The sequence below is a fragment of the Roseovarius sp. CAU 1744 genome (genome assembly GCF_039839345.1).
GTDB lineage: Bacteria > Pseudomonadota > Alphaproteobacteria > Rhodobacterales > Rhodobacteraceae > Roseovarius.
Genome location: NZ_JBDOQV010000003.1, coordinates 153,224 through 171,712 on the forward strand (window position 1 = coordinate 153,224; position 18,489 = coordinate 171,712).

16 protein-coding genes are annotated in these 18,489 nt (G+C 61.8%); 8 read left to right on the forward strand and 8 right to left on the reverse strand.

Features of this window, described 5'->3' with window-relative positions:
* Positions 1-4 precede the first annotated feature (4 nt).
* The 7 genes from AAFO92_RS07215 to AAFO92_RS07245 all read right to left on the reverse strand — a co-directional run bounded on the left by AAFO92_RS07215 (position 5) and on the right by AAFO92_RS07245 (position 10,048).
* Positions 5-877: a DmsC/YnfH family molybdoenzyme membrane anchor subunit gene (locus tag AAFO92_RS07215; RefSeq protein ID WP_347534044.1), complete on the reverse strand. Its 873-nt coding sequence runs from the start codon at positions 875-877 to the stop codon at positions 5-7.
* Between the two features lies 1 nt (position 878).
* The gene (locus tag AAFO92_RS07220; RefSeq protein ID WP_347534045.1) at positions 879-1,652 is read right to left on the reverse strand and encodes a 4Fe-4S dicluster domain-containing protein; all 774 of its coding nucleotides are present in this window, start codon (positions 1,650-1,652) and stop codon (positions 879-881) included.
* A 67-nt stretch (positions 1,653-1,719) separates the two neighbouring features.
* Positions 1,720-4,548: a molybdopterin oxidoreductase family protein gene (locus tag AAFO92_RS07225; protein ID WP_347534046.1), complete on the reverse strand. Its 2,829-nt coding sequence runs from the start codon at positions 4,546-4,548 to the stop codon at positions 1,720-1,722.
* Between the two features lie 115 nt (positions 4,549-4,663).
* A complete protein-coding gene (locus tag AAFO92_RS07230) occupies positions 4,664-5,761 on the reverse strand; it encodes an acetate/propionate family kinase (RefSeq protein ID WP_347534047.1) in 1,098 nt (365 codons plus the stop codon).
* 6 nt (positions 5,762-5,767) lie between these two features.
* Positions 5,768-7,543 (reverse strand): sulfoacetaldehyde acetyltransferase, encoded by a 1,776-nt coding sequence (xsc, locus tag AAFO92_RS07235; protein ID WP_347534048.1) that lies wholly within the window; start codon positions 7,541-7,543, stop codon positions 5,768-5,770.
* Between the two features lie 249 nt (positions 7,544-7,792).
* Positions 7,793-9,253 carry a PLP-dependent aminotransferase family protein gene (locus AAFO92_RS07240; RefSeq protein WP_347534049.1) on the reverse strand — a complete coding sequence of 487 codons (1,461 nt, stop codon included), beginning with the start codon at positions 9,251-9,253 and terminating at the stop codon, positions 7,793-7,795.
* A 111-nt stretch (positions 9,254-9,364) separates the two neighbouring features.
* Positions 9,365-10,048 (reverse strand): winged helix-turn-helix domain-containing protein, encoded by a 684-nt coding sequence (locus AAFO92_RS07245; protein WP_347534050.1) that lies wholly within the window; start codon positions 10,046-10,048, stop codon positions 9,365-9,367.
* A 72-nt stretch (positions 10,049-10,120) separates the two neighbouring features.
* On the opposite strand from AAFO92_RS07245, the gene AAFO92_RS07250 reads away from it, so the two are divergent.
* Positions 10,121-10,444 (forward strand): NIPSNAP family protein, encoded by a 324-nt coding sequence (locus AAFO92_RS07250; protein WP_347534051.1) that lies wholly within the window; start codon positions 10,121-10,123, stop codon positions 10,442-10,444.
* A 170-nt stretch (positions 10,445-10,614) separates the two neighbouring features.
* Here AAFO92_RS07250 and AAFO92_RS07255 read toward each other — a convergent pair whose 3' ends face one another.
* On the reverse strand, positions 10,615-11,271 hold the full coding sequence (locus AAFO92_RS07255) for a GntR family transcriptional regulator (protein ID WP_347534327.1): 657 nt from the start codon (positions 11,269-11,271) through the stop codon (positions 10,615-10,617).
* A 139-nt stretch (positions 11,272-11,410) separates the two neighbouring features.
* Here AAFO92_RS07255 and dctP point away from each other — a divergent pair, with 139 nt between their 5' ends.
* From dctP to AAFO92_RS07290, 7 genes are all read left to right on the forward strand, one after another.
* Entirely contained in the window at positions 11,411-12,397 is a 987-nt protein-coding gene (gene dctP, locus AAFO92_RS07260) for a TRAP transporter substrate-binding protein DctP (protein WP_347534328.1), read from the forward strand.
* 78 nt (positions 12,398-12,475) lie between these two features.
* Positions 12,476-13,018, forward strand: a complete 543-nt coding sequence (locus tag AAFO92_RS07265) for a TRAP transporter small permease (RefSeq protein WP_347534052.1) — start codon at positions 12,476-12,478, stop codon at positions 13,016-13,018.
* A gap of 5 nt (positions 13,019-13,023) precedes the next feature.
* A complete protein-coding gene (locus tag AAFO92_RS07270) occupies positions 13,024-14,340 on the forward strand; it encodes a TRAP transporter large permease (protein ID WP_347534053.1) in 1,317 nt (438 codons plus the stop codon).
* Positions 14,337-15,596 carry a malonyl-CoA decarboxylase gene (locus AAFO92_RS07275; RefSeq protein ID WP_347534054.1) on the forward strand — a complete coding sequence of 420 codons (1,260 nt, stop codon included), beginning with the start codon at positions 14,337-14,339 and terminating at the stop codon, positions 15,594-15,596. The genes AAFO92_RS07270 and AAFO92_RS07275 overlap by 4 nt, the downstream gene beginning before the upstream one ends.
* A 4-nt stretch (positions 15,597-15,600) precedes the next feature.
* Positions 15,601-17,118 carry a malonyl-CoA synthase gene (locus AAFO92_RS07280; RefSeq protein WP_347534055.1) on the forward strand — a complete coding sequence of 506 codons (1,518 nt, stop codon included), beginning with the start codon at positions 15,601-15,603 and terminating at the stop codon, positions 17,116-17,118.
* Positions 17,119-17,354: 236 nt separating this feature from the next.
* Entirely contained in the window at positions 17,355-17,750 is a 396-nt protein-coding gene (gene rbfA, locus AAFO92_RS07285) for a 30S ribosome-binding factor RbfA (protein WP_347534056.1), read from the forward strand.
* Positions 17,750-18,487, forward strand: a complete 738-nt coding sequence (locus AAFO92_RS07290; protein WP_347534329.1) for a phosphodiester glycosidase family protein — start codon at positions 17,750-17,752, stop codon at positions 18,485-18,487. The genes rbfA and AAFO92_RS07290 overlap by 1 nt, the downstream gene beginning before the upstream one ends.
* Positions 18,488-18,489: the final 2 nt, after the last annotated feature.

The window sequence follows — 18,489 nt, forward strand, 5'->3', positions numbered from 1 at the left end:
TGCGCTAGCGTTTCCCGTAATAGAGTCCGACCACGTGTTCGGCCTCGGCAAAGAACAGCCAGCGCGATGCGGCGATGCCCATCAGGTGCAGCACGATCGCAACCAGGGCCAACGCATGCGCGAAGGGGATCAGGATCAACAGAACCGGCAGGACAAAGCCCAGAACCAGCGCAATGGCCCGTAATTTCACCGCGTGCTTGCGGCCCACCTCAAAGACCAGTTCGCGCAGCAGGTAATTGGTGCCTGTATGCGGCGGTTCGAACGCGCGGACGCTGCCGATATTTCCCAGCCCCGTGGCGCTGGCCATGTCGGTGCCGCTCTGTTTCAGCGCAGTGTCGCCGCGTACCCACCAGATCACCTGGATCACGGCGGCAATCGGCAGCAGGATCTTGGCCAGCGCCAATTGGCCGGCCAGAAGCGCGCCACCGGCCAGCGAGATCGACAACAGAAGCGCAGGCGTCAACGCGGTTTTCCAGCGCGGCACGGTGCTGAGCTGGGCATAGATCATCGAGGTGGCATAGACCGTCGCCAGGCAAAGCACCGCACCGATCCATCCCAAGGGGGCCAGTTTCACGTCCAGAAAGATCAGCAATGCCGCATAAAGCCCCATGACCAAAAGAGCGGCCACGGCGGCCACGCCCTCGCGGCTGAGCCAGCTGCTGCGCCATTGGCTGAAGGCCTTGATGGCGCGTTCGGGATGGCCCAGGTGAAAGGTCGAGGCCAGCAACCCGCCCACCGCCAAGCCGAAACCCATCGCGAAAAACACGAAAGCGACCCAGCCCGAGACATCCGGCAGCCCGAGACCGAGGAAAAACAGCAGGCCAAAGCCAAGACCCGAGAGGGTGGTGAAGACGATGACCGAAGGGGCCGGGTGCATCTCAGATCCTTTCCAGTGCCTTGTCGAGCCAGCCGAGGAAGCCCCTGGGCTCTTCCACCACCGGTTCAAGAAACGGGGCCAGCACGTCCACCTCGCCGGCCCGGTCCATCTGATCCTTGGGGCGAGGCGGCAGGTATTTGTTGACCGGCTTGGTGCCTTGCTCGGGCATCAGGTCCATGCCGCCACGTTCGGCGCTCAGCTTGCTGACATGGCTTTCCGGGTCCGCGAAATCGCCGAAATGGCGCGCGCCGGCGGGACAGGTGCGCACGCAGGCGGGCACGCGGTCCACTTCCGGCAAGTTCTCGTTATAGATGCGGTCGACACAGAGCGTGCATTTCTTCATCACCCCCTCGGCGGCATCAAGCTCTCGCGCACCATAGGGGCAGGCCCAGGCGCAGAGCCCGCAACCGATGCAGTCGCTTTCATTGACCAGCACGATCCCGTCCTCGACGCGCTTGTAGCTGGCGCCGGTCGGGCAGACGGTGACGCAGGGCGCGTCCTCGCAATGCAGGCAGGATTTCGGGAAGTGGATCAGCTGGGCGGCCGGGTGCGGCATCTCGGACGTGGCCAGTGGCTGTACCTCATAGCTGTGCACGCGATTCAGAAACGTGCCGGAAGCCGCACCGTCATAGGCGTTCTGATCGGAAAGCGGCGCGCCGTAATTCTCGGTATTCCAGCCCTTGCAGGACACGACACAGGCGTGGCAGCCCACACATGTATCAAGGTCGATCACAAGACCCAGCTTACGTTGCGTGGTGGCGGGTAACTGCGTCATCGGGTGCCTCCGGCAGCCGGAAAATTTGAATTTTCCGGGCAATTTTCTTTGAAGAAAATTGTTGCTCTCATTTGCCCACCTTCCAGGTCAATTGTTCGGGGCCCTGACCCACCGGGGATGCGATTGGGTCAAAACTCGGCAGGCTCTCGGTCGGAGCGGCGGTTTTTTCGATCTTCACCCGCAGGTCGAACCACGCCGCCTGGCCGGTGATCGGGTCCGAGTTCGACCAGCGCAGACCGTCGCCCTTGGGTGGCTGCAGCTCGTGGATCAGGTGGTTGAGCAGGAAACCCCGCGTGGCCTCGGACGCGTCCTCGCCCAGGGCCCAGGCGCCCTTGCGCTTGCCGATCGCATTCCAGGTCCAGATCGTGTTCTCGTTGAGCGCCGCCATATGCGCCACGGGCACGGTAATCTCGCCATGCGCAGAGGTGACCTTGGCCCAATCGTCTTCCTGGAACCCGTTTGCCTCCCAGATCCTGGTCGGGACATAGAGCGGGTTGCGGCCGTGGATCTGCCGCAGCCAGGCGTTTTGCGTGCCCCAGGAATGATACATCGCCATCGGCCGTTGGGTTAGCGCATGGATCGGAAACTCGACCGGGTCGACATTGCCATCCTCGAAAGGCGCGTACCAGATCGGCAGCGGATCCATCGTGGCCTTGATCCGTTCGCGCAGGTTGTCGGGTGGCTGACGATCGCCGTGTCCCTCGGCGGCCAGCTGAAATTTGCGCATGGTCTCGACATAGAGCTCGAAGACATACGGCTGAGGCGTGTCGTAAAGGCCTATCTCGACCGCCCAGTCCTGATAGGCCACATTCCACGGTTTGTAGTAGTTCGCCCCGTCGGGGATGTGTTTCACGCAGAATCCGCCATTGGCGATATAGCTTTCCAGCTGTGACGGGTTCGGGGCGCCGCGTCCGTGGTTCAAACCCTTCTCGCCGATGCGCCACCCCGCCAGCGGCCCGACACCCGGACGGCGTTCGTGGTTGACCATGTAATCGGCGTAATCGTGGTACTTCGCGCTGCCATCCTCGTTGGTAAACCCGGGCAGTTTCATCCTGTTGGCAAGTTGCACCAGAACCGTCTGAAACCCGCGCACGTCGCGATCGGGTTCGATCACCGGCCAGCGGATTGCATCCGCCGCGCCGTCGGCTTCGCAGATCGGTCGATCGAGCAGCGAGATGCAGTCATGCCGTTCCAGATAGGTGGTGTCGGGCAGGATCAGGTCGGCATAGGCCACCATTTCCGAGGAATAGGCATCGGAATAGATGATCCGAGGGATCACGTATTCGCCGTTGTCATCGGTGTCGGTCAGCATCTCCATGACACCCTTGGTGTTCATCGAAGAATTCCACGACATGTTCGCCATATACATGAAGAGCGTGTCGATCTTGTACGGGTCGCCCGCATGGGCGTTCGAGATCACCATATGCATCAGGCCGTGGGCCGACATCGGGTTTTCCCATGTAAAGGCCTTGTCGATCCGCGCCGGCGTGCCGTCTTCCTTCAGCGCCAGATCGTCCGGCCCCTCGACAAAGCCCAGATGCGGCCCGTTGAGCGGCGCGCTCGGGTTGACGCCGACATGTGGTTTGGGATGGGCGCTGACCGGCTTGGGATAGGGCGGCTTGAAGCGGAAGCCGCCCGGCACCTCGACCGAACCCAGCAGGATCTGCAACACATGCAGCGCGCGGCAGGTCTGAAAGCCGTTGGAATGGGCGCTGACCCCGCGCATCGCGTGAAAGCTGACCGGGCGGCCCACCATCCTGGTATGTTTTTCACCGCGGAAATCGGTCCATTCATGGTCCAGTTCAAAGGCTTCATCGAACGCGACGCGGGCCAGTTCGGCGGCGATGGACCTGATCTTTTCCGGCCTGATGCCGCAGCGTTCCGCGACGGCCTCGGGCGCATATTTCTTGTCCAGGTACCGTTCGGCCATCAGGTGCAGGATCGGGCGATGCGTGACACCGGCGGCGCGGTGGGTGGCGCGCAGGTCGGGGCGCACGCCGGGCTTGTCAAAGGCGGTCAGCTTGCCGGTCTTGCGGTCAATGACCAACGGCTTGCCCACCGCGTCGCGCAGGAAGAGCCCGTATTCGGGCGATTTCTCATCCCCGTTCACCAGCACCGGCGCGTTGGTGAAACGCGCCAGGTAATCAAGGTCGATCCTGCCCGCCTTCATCAGCTCGTGCACAAGCGACAGGATGAAAAGGCCATCGGTGCCCGGCGTAATCCCGACCCAATCGTCGGCTACCGCATTGTATCCCGTGCGGATCGGGTTGACGCCGATGACCCGTGCACCGCGCGCCTTGATCTTGCCGATGCCCATCTTGATCGGGTTGCTGTCATGGTCCTCGGCCACGCCGAAAAGCATGAATAGCTTGGTGTGGTCCCAATCGGGCTGGCCGAATTCCCAGAAGGCACCGCCCATCGTGTAGATGCCCGCCGCCGCCATGTTGACCGAACAGAAGCCGCCATGTGCCGCATAGTTGGGCGTGCCGAAATTCTGTGCCCAGAAGCTGGTGAAAGACTGCGACTGATCGCGGCCGGTGAAGAACGCCAGTTTCTCGGGGTTGTCCTTGCGGATCGGCTCCAGCCAATCGGTGGCGATCTGCAACGCCTCGTCCCAGCTGATTTCCTCGAATTCGCCCGAACCGCGCGGTCCCACCCGTTTCAGCGGTGCGCGCAGGCGCGACGGGGCATTGACCTGCATGATGCCGGCGGACCCCTTGGCACACAGCACTCCGCGATTGACCGGATGGTCCCGGTTGCCTTCGATATAGGCAACCTTGCCCCCCTTGAGGTGCACGTTGATGCCGCAGCGGCAGGCGCACATGTAACAGGTGGTTTTGCGAACCTCGTCCGAGACCTTGGGCGAGGTTTCGATCTTGGGCTGATTGAACGTCATCACTGGTTTCCTGTTCGGGCGCGGTTCAGGTTAAGGCAGATTTCATGGTGCCGCGACCGGTTTCTTGGTCCTGCGGAATCGATGGGTTTTACCCTTCCGGCCGCGAAGGCGCAGGTCATTGCGTCCGATCCATCAGATTCAACGCATCACTGGCGATCTGTCTTTCTTCCTGTGCCGGGATGACATGAATATCGACGTCTCCGGCCCATGCCAGCTGACGGGCAATCGCCTCGCGCACCCGGGTCGCGTTTTCACCGATGCCGCCGGTAAAGGCGATCGCATCCAAGCCTTCCATCGCCGCGATCAGCGATCCGGAATGCCGCGCGGCCCAATAGCAGAAGTGATCGACGGCGAACCGCGCCTCCCGGCCACCCTCCTGCTCAAGGTAGCGCATATCTTGGCTGAGCCCCGACAGGCCCAGAAGGCCGCTTTCGTGGTTGAGCAAGCGATGGGTTTCCGCGATGCCGATGGTCGCGGCCAGGTGCAGGACGGCATTGCCGTCGATGCCGCCGACGCGGGTTCCCATGGTCAGACCTTCGAGCGGCGAATACCCCATGGTGGTTGCCACCGACTGCCCATCGCGAATGGCACAGACCGAGGCGCCATTCCCCAGATGAAGCGCCAGCAGGCGCGCCGGGAGCGGCGTTCCGGTATGCGATTGCCAATTCGACACCAGCGCCGCGTAGCTGATGCCGTGAAAGCCATACCGGCGAATGCCGCTGGTGTCGGTCCTGTCCGGCAGCGCGTAACGTGTCGCCACCTCGGGATTCGTTGCGTGAAACGCGGTGTCGAAACTTGCGAACTGCGGCAAATCCGGAGCCATCTGGCCGATAGTGTCAATGGCGGCCAGACTGTTCGGGTTGTGCAGCGGCGCCAGCGGCGTGCAGGCCTCGATGGCATTGCGGATGGCCGGTGTAATCTCTTGGGGTGCGGTCAGTTCGGTCCCGCCGTGAACGACGCGATGTGCAACAGCGCGCAAAGCCGAGAGCGCGAACCCCGCATTCGCAAGCATTTCCAACAATACACGCAGCGCCGCAGCATGGTCCGGCAGCGCCTGTTCCCGCTGCCGGCCGGCAATGTCCACACGGCCGCTGCGGGCGCCGATCCCGGTGGCCGATCCGTTTAGTGTTACCGTCAGGGCCGGGTCGAAAACCGCCAGTTTGATCGAGGACGACCCGGCATTGATGACCAGTATGGAATCGGCGTCCCCCATGTTTCCTCAGGTTTTCTGAGGGCGCATGTCGGCCTTGTCGATCCCGGCCACCCGGACGGGTTTCTTCATCGCGTCGCGGCGGAAGGGTTCGCCCAGCTCCTGGTTGATCATGGCTTCGATCAGCGTAGTCTTGCCCGCTTTCTGATCCTTGATCGCCTGATCCAGTGCCGCGGTCAGCTCTTCCGATGTCCGCGCGACGACGCCCTGCAGGCCACAGGCCTTGGCGATCCCGGCATAAGTGACCTGCTCGTCCAGCTCGGTGCCGACGAAGTTGTCATCATACCAAAGAGTCGAGTTCCGCTTCTCCGCGCCCCATTGGTAATTTCGGAAAACGATCTGGGTGATTGCGGGCCATTCCTCGCGGCCGATGGCGGTCAGCTCGGTCACGGCAATGCCAAAGGCACCGTCGCCCGAGAAACCCACAACCGGCACGTCCGGGCAACCGATCTTGGCGCCGATCACCGATGGCAGGCCATAGCCACAGGGGCCAAAGAGGCCGGGCGCCAGGTATTTGCGGCCCTCCTCGAAGGACGGGTAAGCGTTGCCGATGGCGCAGTTATTGCCGATATCCGAGCTGATGATCGCCTCTTTCGGCAACGCGGCCTGGATGGCGCGCCATGCCTTGCGCGGACTCAGCCAGTCCGGCTTGGCGGCGCGGGCACGTTCGTTCCACGTGGTGCCGGGGTCGTCCTCTTCGTGGTCGAGCGAGGTCAGTTCCTGCGCCCAGGCCGATTTGGTCTTGGCGATACGGTCCTTGCGCTCGTCGCGGCCGGCGTCGCCGGCGGTGTCACTCAGCTGCGCCATGATGCCATTGGCCACCTTGGTCGCGTCACCGATGATGCCCACTGTGACCTTCTTGGTCAGGCCTATCCGATCGGGGTTGATGTCGACCTGGATGATCTTGGCATCCGAGGGCCAGTATTCCATGCCATAGCCCGGCAGGGTCGAAAACGGGTTCAGGCGGGTGCCAAGCGCCAGCACGACATCGGCCTCCTTGATCAGCTGCATCGCCGCCTTGGAACCGTTATAACCCAATGGACCGGCAAAAAGCGGATGCGAGCCGGGGAAGGCATCATTGTGCTGATAGCCAACACAGACCGGCGCATCCAGACGTTCGGCCAGTGCCATCGACGCGTCGATACCGCCCTTGGACAGCACGACGCCGGCACCGTTCAGGATCACGGGGTTCTTGGCGTTCGACAGCAGTTCGGCAGCATGGGCCACCGCTTCGACACCGCCGGCGGGGCGTTCAAATTCGACAATCGCCGGCAGGTCGATGTCAATCACCTGAGTCCAGAAATCCCGCGGCATGTTGATCTGCGCGGGGGCCGAGGCGCGCCTGGCGTTCATGATCACCCGGTTCAGCACTTCGGCAACGCGGCTTGGGTCGCGCACTTCTTCCTGATACGCCACGCAATCCGCGAACATGCGCATTTGCTCCATTTCCTGAAAACCGCCCTGGCCCATGGTCTTGTTGGCGGCCTGCGGCGTGACCAGCAGCAACGGCGTGTGGTTCCAGTAGGCGGTTTTGACGGCGGTCACGAAGTTGGCGATGCCCGGGCCGTTTTGGGCAATCATCATCGACATCTTGCCGGTGGCGCGGGTATAGCCGTCGGCCATCATGCCGCCCGACCCTTCGTGGGCACAATCCCAGAAAGTGATTCCAGCTTCGCCGAAGATGTCGGAGATCGGCATCATGGCCGATCCGATGATGCCGAAAGCATGTTCAATACCGTGCATTTGCAGGGTTTTGACAAACGCTTCCTCGGTGGTCATTTTCATGGGGTGATCCTCGTCTGCAGGAGAATTGATGAAGGGCGGGAAAATTTGGCCGGAAAGTAGCGGCGAGACGGATACACTGTTAGGGCCAGTTTGACAGCTACGGTATGTCCAGAAACCCCGGACATCGAATGTAATGGTTCAAGAAAACATGTGCGTCTTGCAAGCCGCTTTTGCCCTCGTCGAAAGAAAAATTCCGGTTTCCTGTAAATTGCAATCTGTTTCATTGCCGGCCGGCGATCTGCGCCGAGATCAGCCTTTGTCCAGTTCCCGCGCCAGGATCGCCAGGCCGTCGGGGATGCGCGCCGCCGGGATCGAAGAATAGGCCAGCCGGTAGAAATTGCGCGGTGGGTTTTCTCCGTGAAAGAAGTGAACCCCGGGTTCGATCAGGACGCTTTGGCGGCGCAGGCGCGCATCCACCGCATTCATATCAATACCATCCGGGGCGCGCATCCAGATCGACGATCCGCCAAACAACCCCCGGCCGGTAATCTGCAGGCCAAGATCCTCCAGCGCATGTTCCATCGCCTGGCGACGCTTAGCGTAGACCTGACCCATCTTGCGGATCAGGCTGTCGTAATGGCCGAGCGACAGGAAATAGGCCGCGGTGCGCTGAATATGTCCCGGCGGGTGGCGCAAGACGCTGGTACGCAGGGCGCGCACCTCGCGGATGAATGCCTTGGAGCCGACGAGATAGCCAAGTCGAAGCCCGGGAAAAATGGATTTTGAGAAGCTGCCCACGTAGATCACCCGCCCATCGGTATCGAGCGACTTGAGCGCCGGCAGCGGGGATCTGAGAAACGACATCTCGAACTCGTAATCGTCCTCGACGATCAGCGCGTCCATCTCGCGCGCCTTTTTCAACAGCGCCTTGCGCCGGTTCAGCGGCATGGTGGCATTGGTCGGGGACTGGTGGCTTGGCGTGGTGAAGATAACATCCGCCTGTGCGGGCAGCGCCTCGGGGGGCAAGCCGTCCCGGTCGACCGTGATCGGCGCGAGATGGCAGCGCGACTGGGTCAGGATATCGCGCAGCGCGTGATAGCAGGGATCTTCGATCGCGGCGGTGCGGCGTTGCGTCAACAACACCTGTGCGGTCAGCCACAGCGCGTTCTGCGCCCCCATCGTGATCAGGATTTCGGCAGGGTCTGCCAGAATTCCCCGGCGTGGCAGGGTGTGGCGGGCGACAAACTCGATCAGTTGCGGATCGTCCTGATCGTAGTAGTCCGTGGTCATCGCCTGGAAGTCCTTCTGGCCCAGCGCCTGCAAGGCGCACTGACGCCAGTTGCCGTGATCAAAAAGTTTCGGATCGGCCTGCCCGTAGACGAAAGGGTAGCGATAGCGCGACCAGTCCTGTGGCTTTTCCGGCGTCACGCCCCCGGTAAACCGCCGCCCGAGGGCGCGCGACCAGTCGATCCTGTCCTGCCGCGGGTGGTGCGCGGAAAACTCGGGCGGCTCCGGCGCGTTGTCGGACACGTAATACCCCGACCGGTCCCGGGCCGAGAGGTAATCATTGGCCTGCAGCTCGGTATAGGCCAGGGTCACGGTGATCCGGCTGACCCCCAGATGGCTGGCCAGCTTGCGGGACGAGGGCAGCTTTTCACCCTTGCGGAACCGACCTGACAGGATGCCCTGCGCGATCATCTGCTGGATCTGCGCCTGCAGCGTGCCTTGGGCGTCGGGATCGAGAAAAAAGGTTTCGACGGAGATAGCCATCGCCGCAGTCTAGACTGGACTTATCTGGCGCGCAATCTGGCCTGATGCCGGCACGGGCACCTTCCCTGTGCGGGTTTCAGGACCACACGGCCCGGCAAGGCATCGCAGCGGTCAGGGCGTCGGAAAGGCGTTGTTGAAATTCGTCCTGCCCGAGGGTGAGAAGCGGATCACCCGCGTGCCTTCGATCCGCCTGGCCCAGCCATGATCCTGCATATGGCTGAGCAGCGCACGCCCGAGCCGTCCGGCAAGGTGCGAGCGGCGCTCGGACCAGTCGAGGCAATCACGGCACATCGGGGCCCGTGAGGGCGGCAGCGCGTCGAGGTCGATCCCCAGCCCGGCGACAAAGCTGAGGCCCTCATCCGTCAGCAGCAACCCGCCATTGGCCCGGCGCAGAAATCCACGGGCGACCATGCTGTCATAGGCCCGTGTGCCCATGTCCCCCGCAAGGTGGTTATAGCAGATCCGGGCGTGGCGCAGTTCGGGGTCGCGCGGGCCGGGGCGGTGGCGCAAATGGCCGGTGCCGGCGGCCAGGCCCATCAGCGCCTCGAGCACATGGGCCACGTCTTCGGAGGCCAGCGAGAAATACTTGTGCCGCCCTTCCTTGCGTGGCCGGATCAACCCGCCCTCGTGCAGTTTTGACAGATGGGCCGAGGCGGTCTGCAGGGTCACGCCGGCCTCGCCGGCCAGCTCGGTCGCGGTCAGGGCCTTGCCGGTCATCAGCGCGGTCAGGATGTTGGCGCGTCCCGGATCCCCGATCAGGGACGCGATGCGGGATATGTCAGGGGCGTCTTTCATGGTTCGATGGTAAACGAATTATACCCGTCATGCAATCTGCTAACGTTGCGGCAGCTGCCAAAGGAGGTCACCATGCTTACCTGTATCATCCGCTATCACATCGATCCGACCAAGAAAGCGCAGTTCGTGCGCTACGCCCGGAACTGGGCCGAGGCGATCCCGCGCAACGGCGCCGACCTGATCGGTTATTTCGCCCCGCATGAGGGCAGCAGCACCCTGGCCTATGGTATCTACGACATCGCATCGCTCGCCGACTACGAGGCTTATCGCGCCCGGCTGGCCGCAGATCCGCTGGGGCAGGAGAACTATGCCTATGCCCAGGCCGAGAAGTTCCTGCTGCGCGAGGATCGGACATTCCTGAAACGGATCAGCACAACACAGGATGGTCAGCCTTGACCGCCCGTCGCGCCGATGCGGCGGCCCATTCCGGGGCCGTCCCGGCCCGGCAGATGCACATGCTCGCTCTTGGAACGGTCCCGCCGCACCAGATCACCACCCGTTCGTGACTGCCACGGCCTTGTTCAGATCGCGGGAAGGCCCCGACATTGCCAGGTCGAGGCTTGTGCTCACACGGAAGCACTCTTCAGGCTTGCCATCAGATTATGGAATTTCTCACCCTGCACGGCCACGTGGCTGCGAAGGGCGTTCGCGGCGCTTTCCGCATCGCCGCTATCCAGCGCCTGAACGATCGCCTCGTGTTCTGCCATGGATTGCGCCATCCGGCCACGAAACCGTAATTGCTGCCTTCTGAACGGCTTGAGCCGCTTGTGCAGTTTCACCGCTTCATTTTCCAGAAACGAGTTGCCGGACTGGTGATAGATGATTCGGTGAAACCTTTCGTTTTCCGCGTAGTAGGAATCGGGGTTTCCGGCATCAACCGCCTTTTTGCACTTGTCATTCGCGCCGCGAAGATCCTGCAGGGCGCTTTCGGAAATGCGCATCGCCGCAAGCCGCCCGCACACCGCTTCCAGCTCGGCCATGACCTCGAACATCTCCAACAGGTCAACCGGTCCGGGCTGCCGGACAAACGCGCCGCGCCGCGGGATAAGTTCTACCAATCCCGACAGGGCAAGCCTTTGAAAAGCCTCTCTAAGTGGTGTCCTGGAAACACCGAACTGCTGCGCAAGACGGACCTCATCCAACCGTTCGCCATCAGAAAAAGTCCCATCGAAAATGAGCTCTTCAAGTTCCTCGGCAATGTTATCGGCACGGCGTTGCTCCATGTTCTTTGTATTATTACGAGGAGATATAAAATTCAATAATTGATTTCTTGTATACAATAAACTTGACATAAAAAACACAAATCACTTACCCTTTCGGTGCCCCCGGGAATCGCCGGGTTTGGAAAGCTGGGAGGAAACCATGAAATCCATTCTTAAATCTGCTGTGGCCACGCTTGCACTGGTGGCAACAGGATCCTTGGCGCAAGCGACCGAGTTGCGCTTGTCTCACCAATGGTCGAACAAGGACATCCGCCATCAGGTGGCGCAAATGGTGGCTGATGAGGTGGCAGCCGCCGGTGTAGATCTGGAAATAAAGATCTTCGGTTCGAAATCGCTGTTCAAGCCACGTGAGCAATACAAGCCCTTGAGCCGCGGACAGCTTGATATGACGGTGCTGCCGCTGAGCTATGCCGGCGGTCAACAACCTGCCTACAACCTGACCTTGATGCCCGGCCTGGTGAAAAACCACGACCACGCGGCGCGCCTGGCCGAATCGCCGTTCATGCAGGCGCTAGAAGAGAAGATGGCAGAAGATGACGTGATGGTGCTGGTTCACGGCTACCTGGCGGGCGGATTTGCCGGCAAGGACAAGTGCATCACCAAGCCCGAAGACGTGAAAGGGCTGCAAACACGCGCCGCTGGCAAATCCTTTGAACAGATGCTGGCAGGCGCCGAGGCGTCGATTGCCTCCATGGCGTCGTCTGAAATCTACAACGCGATGCAAACCGGTGTTCTGCAGGCTGCAAACACCTCGTCCTCCTCTTTCGTATCGTATCGGATCTACGAACAGGTCAGCTGCTACACCCCCGCCGGTGATGTCGCTCTGTGGTTCATGTACCAGCCGCTGCTGATGAACAAATCCACCTTCGAAGGCCTGACCGAAGATCAGCAGAACGCGTTGCTGGCGGCATCGGAGAAAGCCGAGGCCTTCTATCTGGAAGAAGCCAAGAAACAGGACGCGCAATCGGCTCAGGTGTTCAAGGACGCCGGTGTCGAAATCGCCGAGATGTCGGCGGAAGATTTCGAGGCCTGGCGTGAGCTAGCCAAGGCGACGTCCTACAAGCTGTTCGTCGAAGAGGTTCCGGACGGACAGGAGCTGCTCGACAAGGCGCTCGCCGTCGAATGACACCCTAAGTCGGCGGAGCAGCCGAACCCGGTCCTGCTCCGCCTCTTCCGCAATGTCCTGAACCCAGAGGTATTCGATATGGCTGGTCATAGCTCCGCGGTCGCCGCACGGTCGGGCGATAACCCGTTCCTGAAAACGGTTGCCGCGATTTCCACCCTGGCGGGCTGGTGCTCTGCCGCCATGATCGTCGCTGCGGTCGCGATCACCTGTCAGATGATCATCGTCCGGTTCGTCCTGAACCAGTCGACGATCTGGCAGACCGAGGCCGTGATCTATCTGGTGATCGCCGCCACGCTTGTCGGCCTGCCCTATGTGCAGCGTCTGCGGGGCCATGTGAATGTCGACCTGGTTCCGATATCGCTGCCGCCGCGTGCCCGTTTTGCCATGGCGATCCTGACCTCGGTCCTGTCGATCGGTATCGTCACGGTGATGCTCTGGTACGGCTATGAATACTGGCATTTCGCCTGGGAACGTGGCTGGAAATCCGACACTGTCTGGGGCGTGCGCCTGTGGATTCCCTACCTGGCGATCCCGGTCGGCTTTGGCCTCTTTCTTCTGCAACTGATCGCAGACCTCATCGCCGTCCTGCTCGGCATCGATAAACCTTTTGGATTGGAGTAGAGCTGATGGACCCCCTTCTGCTTGGCGGGATCGTGGCCATCGCCACCATCCTTGTTCTCTTCTCGGGCGTATCCGTCGCCATCGGCCTTCTGATCGTGTCAGCCGGTTTCCTGATTGCCTTCGATGGCGCACGCTCGCTGGAGTTGATGCCGGAAATCCTGTTTGGCAAGCTCGACAATTTTGCGCTGCTGTCGATCCCGATGTTCATCATCATGGGGGCGTCGATTGCCTCGACCCGCGCGGGCGCTGACCTCTACGAAGCGCTGGAACGTTGGCTTACCCGCGTCCCCGGCGGCCTTGTGGTGTCAAACCTTGGTGCCTGCGCCCTCTTCTCGGCGATGTCGGGCTCGTCGCCCGCCACCTGCGCGGCCATCGGCAAGATGGGCATCCCCGAGATGCGCAAGCGCGGCTATCCCGACGCGGTCGCCGCGGGATCAATTGCTGCGGGCGGCACGCTGGGCATCCTGATCCCGCCTTCGGTCACGATGATTGTCTACGGTATCGCGACCGAAACCTCGATTGGCCGGCTGTTCCTGGCCGGCGTCATCCCCGGCCTGATGCTGGTCGGCCTGTTCATGGCCTGGTCGCTTTATTCGACCTGGCGCAGCGGTGACGCGACGCGCCTTGGCTCGGGCAGCTACACTTGGGCGGAGCGGTTCGAGATCCTGCCGCGAGTCGTGCCCTTCCTGCTGATCATCCTCGGGGTTCTCTATGCCATGTATGGCGGCATCGCGACGCCCTCCGAAACGGCCGCCGTCGGAGCACTTCTTTGCCTGCTCATCGCCATGCTGATCTACAAGCTCTGGGATCCGCGCGACCTCTGGGTTGTGCTGCGCGACAGCACCAAGGAATCGGTGATGATCCTGTTCATCATCGCCGCCGCCGGCGTCTTCTCCTACATGCTCAGCTCGCTTTTCATCACGCAATCCATCGCCGAATGGATCGGAACGCTTGATGTGAACCGCTGGGTGCTGATGGGTGCCGTGAACGTCTTTCTGCTGATCGCCGGGTTCTTCCTGCCGCCTGTCGCCGTGATCCTGATGGCCGCGCCGATCCTGCTGCCGATCATCACCACCGCCGGTTTCGACCCGATCTGGTTTGCCGTGGTGCTCACGATCAACATGGAGATCGGGCTGATTTCACCTCCGGTTGGCCTGAACCTCTATGTCATCAACGGCATCGCGCCGGACATCTCGCTGAAGACCATCCTGACCGGCTCGCTTCCCTTCGTCGCGTGCATGATCCTGGCGATCATCCTGCTTTGCCTGTTCCCGGGTCTTGCGACCTGGTTGCCTGATGTGGTCATGGGGGCCGCGATATGACACTTCTTGCGGATCTTCTTTCAACCGTATTCGAACGGCGCTACCGGCGCGAATCGCGTGAAGGCACGATGGATGACAAGCCACTGCCCGAGCTCTGTGATGCACTGGTCGGGTCGGCGGGCGAAACTTCGGGGCTGGCACTTGCCGAGGAAATCCTGTCACGTTTCGCGCGGCTGGACGACGCCGACAAGCTGGCGTTCTTCACCTATCTCACGAGCGCGATGAACATCGACCCCGAGACCGTCCGCACGACGCTGGATGAATATGAAAAACATCCCTCCAAGGCGACCTACCGTTCCTTTGCATCCGCGGTCGAACCGGCGCGGCAAGAGCTGATACGCCGTCTGAACCGTGTCCCTGGTGCGACAGGCGCGCTCGTCCGGATGCGCGCCGACCTGCTGCGCCTTGGCAAGGGTGCGCCGGAACTGGAAGCGCTGGATCTGGATTTCCGCCACCTGTTCGTCTCGTGGTTCAACCGCGGCTTTCTGGTTCTGCGCCCGATCAGCTGGGAAAGCCCGGCGCATATCCTTGAGAAAATTATCGCCTACGAGGCCGTGCACGCAATCGACAGCTGGGAGGATCTGAGGCGTCGGCTGGAACCGGCCGACCGCCGTTGTTTCGCGTTCTTCCACCCCTCGATGCCGGATGAGCCGCTGATTTTTGTCGAGGTGGCGCTGACCGCCGGAATACCCGGATCGATACAAGCGCTGCTGGCCGAGGACCGCACGGCAATGCCGGCGGGTCAGGCCGATACCGCCGTGTTCTATTCGATCTCGAACTGCCAGGCCGGTCTTGCCAGCATCTCGTTCGGGAATTCTTTGATCAAACAGGTGGCCTCGGACCTCTCCGTCGAACTTTCGGGGTTGAAGACCTTTGTCACGCTTTCGCCCATACCCGGCCTTACCAAGTGGCTGGGTGAACAGGGCCACGCGTGGTCAGCCGACGACCCCGAGAGGATGCAGAGCCTGGCCGCGCATTACCTGCTGCATGCCAAAGGCCGTGGCGGGTTACCCTTCGATCCGGTGGCGCGGTTTCACCTTGGCAACGGCGCGATCATTCACGCGGTCCACGCCAACGCGGACACGTCGGAAAACGGCATCGCCCAATCCGGTGGCGCAATGGTGAACTACCTCTACGACCTGCCGAAGGTCGCCCAAAACCACGAGCGTTTCGTGAACACGAACGAGGTCATCGCGGCGTCGAAAGTGAAGGCGCTCGCCGATACGGCCACTCTCTCGCAGACGGAAGAAAGGTAACACAATGGCAAACCCTCTCTACGATGGTCTCTTTGGTCGTCATGCCGGCAAGTCGACGCCGTTTCTTCATCTGCTGGACGGGTCGACCGTCACGCATCAGGATTTTCTGGCCCTCGCGGCCCGGATCGCGAATGTCTTGCAACAGATCGGGTTGAAGGCGGGTGATCGGGTTGCAGCGCAGATCGAAAAGTCACCCGAGGCGCTGGCCCTTTACGCGGCCTGTGCGCAATCGGGGCTGGTTTTTCTACCGCTGAACACGGCCTACACAGTGGATGAGCTGACCTATTTCATCGAGAACAGTGGCGCGGCATTGATCGTCTGCGATGGCCGGAGCGAAACCGACCTGGCACCGGTGGTGGACAAGCTGGGGGCAAAGCTGGAAACGCTGAACGCGGACGGATCGGGCAGCCTGACGGACAAGGCGCGATCCATGCCCTCGACCTTTGCCACCGTCGACCGCGGCGCGGACGATCTGGCGGCATTTCTCTATACATCGGGCACCACGGGCCGGTCCAAGGGCGCAATGCTGACCCAGCAGAACCTGCTGTCCAATGCGCTGACCCTGGTCCAAGCGTGGCGGTTCACCGGCGACGACGTGCTGCTGCACGCCCTGCCGATCTTTCATACTCATGGGCTTTTCGTGGCCACGAACACCACGCTGGCGGCGGGCGGCAGCATGATTTTCCTGCCGAAATTCGATCTTGACGAGATGGTGGCGCGCATGCCCGAGGCAACAACCATGATGGGGGTTCCGACCTTTTATACGCGCCTGCTGGGCGACCCGCGTTTCGACCGGGCGTCGACCGCACATATGCGCCTGTTCGTGTCGGGTTCCGCACCGCTGCTGGCCGAAACGCATATCCAGTTCGAAGAACGCACCGGGCACCGCATTCTTGAACGCTACGGCATGACCGAAACCAACATGAACACCTCGAACCCCTATGACGGCGAGCGCCGGGCCGGGACCGTGGGCCTGCCCCTGCCGGGTATCGAAGTGAAGATCACCGACCCCAATGACGGCAGCGAACTGCCGCAGGGAGAAATCGGCGAAATCGAAGTGCGCGGGCCGAACGTCTTCAAGGGCTACTGGCAGATGCCCGAAAAAACCGCCGCCGAACTGCGCGAAAACGGGTTCTTCATCACCGGCGATCTGGGGCGGATCGACGAAGATGGCTACATCCACATCGTTGGCCGCAACAAGGATCTGATCATTTCCGGCGGCTACAACATCTATCCCAAAGAGATCGAGCTGGTGCTGGATGAGCAACCCGGCGTCCTGGAAAGCGCGGTGGTAGGTGTACCTCATCCGGATTTCGGCGAAACGGTGCTTGGCGTGGTCGTGCCCGAGCCCGGCAGCACACCCGATCTGGACGCCATCATGGAGGCCGTACGGGCATCGCTGGCACGTTTCAAGCATCCGCGCGAACTGATCGTTCTGGATGAACTGCCGCGGAACACCATGGGCAAGGTTCAAAAGAACATTTTGCGCGATCAGTACAACGACCTGTTCGCGCCCGCCTGATGGCAACATGAAAACCGGCGCCGCTTGATGGCGCGACGGATTGCGCCGCGTGCGTCGTGTTCTGCGCCTGTCATCGGGCAACCGTTGGAATATCCCGAATGCGCACGATGTTGGAGCACGCGCGCGTTGGAGCCGCCATGTAACCCCCGGAAAAGTCGTTGCCGGGGCCGTTGACCGGATCACGGATCGTCGATCATCGCTTGGCAAAGCGGGTGTGAAGGCTTAGATGCAGCCTCATGGCAAAGAACAAGTTTCATGACGGGCCCGGCCCGTCGCAGCGGCAATTGCGCGTCGGCGAACTGATCCGCCGGACATTGTCCGACGTGCTGATGCGTGGCGACATTCATGATCCCGACCTGAACCGCCTGTCGGTGACCGTGGGCGTGGTGCGCACCTCGCCCGACCTAAAGGTTGCGACCGCCTATGTGCTGCCCCTTGGCGGAAAAGGGCAGGATGAAATCGTTGGCCTGCTGGCGCGCAACAAGTCCGAACTGCGGCGGATCATCGGCAAGAAGCTAGAGCTGAAATACGCCCCGGATCTGCGGTTCCGGCTGGACGAGACTTTTGACCAGATGGATGAAACCCGGCGGCTGTTCTCTCAGGAAGATGTGCGCCGGGATCTGGACGAGTGATGCGGCTCTTCGGGTTACTCGCATTTGTGCTGCTGGCGGGGCCTGCCTGGGCGGTTGATTGCCGCGCGCTGAACCACGCGGGGGCCGCCTATACGGTTTGCGAGGTGGACACCGGGGCCGAAGATCTGCGCCTGTTTCTGAACCACCCCGAAACCGGCAAGCCGCTTGGCAACTTCACCAGCGTCGAGAACCTGCTGAAGGATGAAGGGCAGCTTGCCTTCGCGATGAACGCGGGCATGTACCACACAGACCGCCGCCCGGTGGGCCATTACGCCGAAGGCGGCAGGGCGCTGGCGCCGGTGATCACGCGCGAGGGTCCCGGTAATTTCGGGTTGCTGCCCAACGGCGTCTTTTGCATCCGGGAAGGCCGCGCCGATGTCATCGAAACCACGCGATTCGTTGCCGAGGAACCCGCTTGCGCCTTTGCCAGCCAATCCGGTCCGATGCTGGTGATCGACGGCGCGCTGCATCCCCGGTTTCTGCCGGACAGCGACAGCCGTTACATCCGCAACGGCGTGGGAACAACCGCGAACGGCGATACGGCCTATTTCGCGATTTCAGATCAGCCGGTGACGTTTCACCAATTCGGCAGCCTGTTCCGCGACGGGCTGAAACTGCCGCAGGCGCTCTATTTCGACGGCAATATCTCGCGTCTTTATGCGCCGGGGCTGGAGCGGTTCGACGCGGGCTTTCCCATGGGGCCGATGGTCGGCGTGGTGGCCACGCCGCCGGAATGATT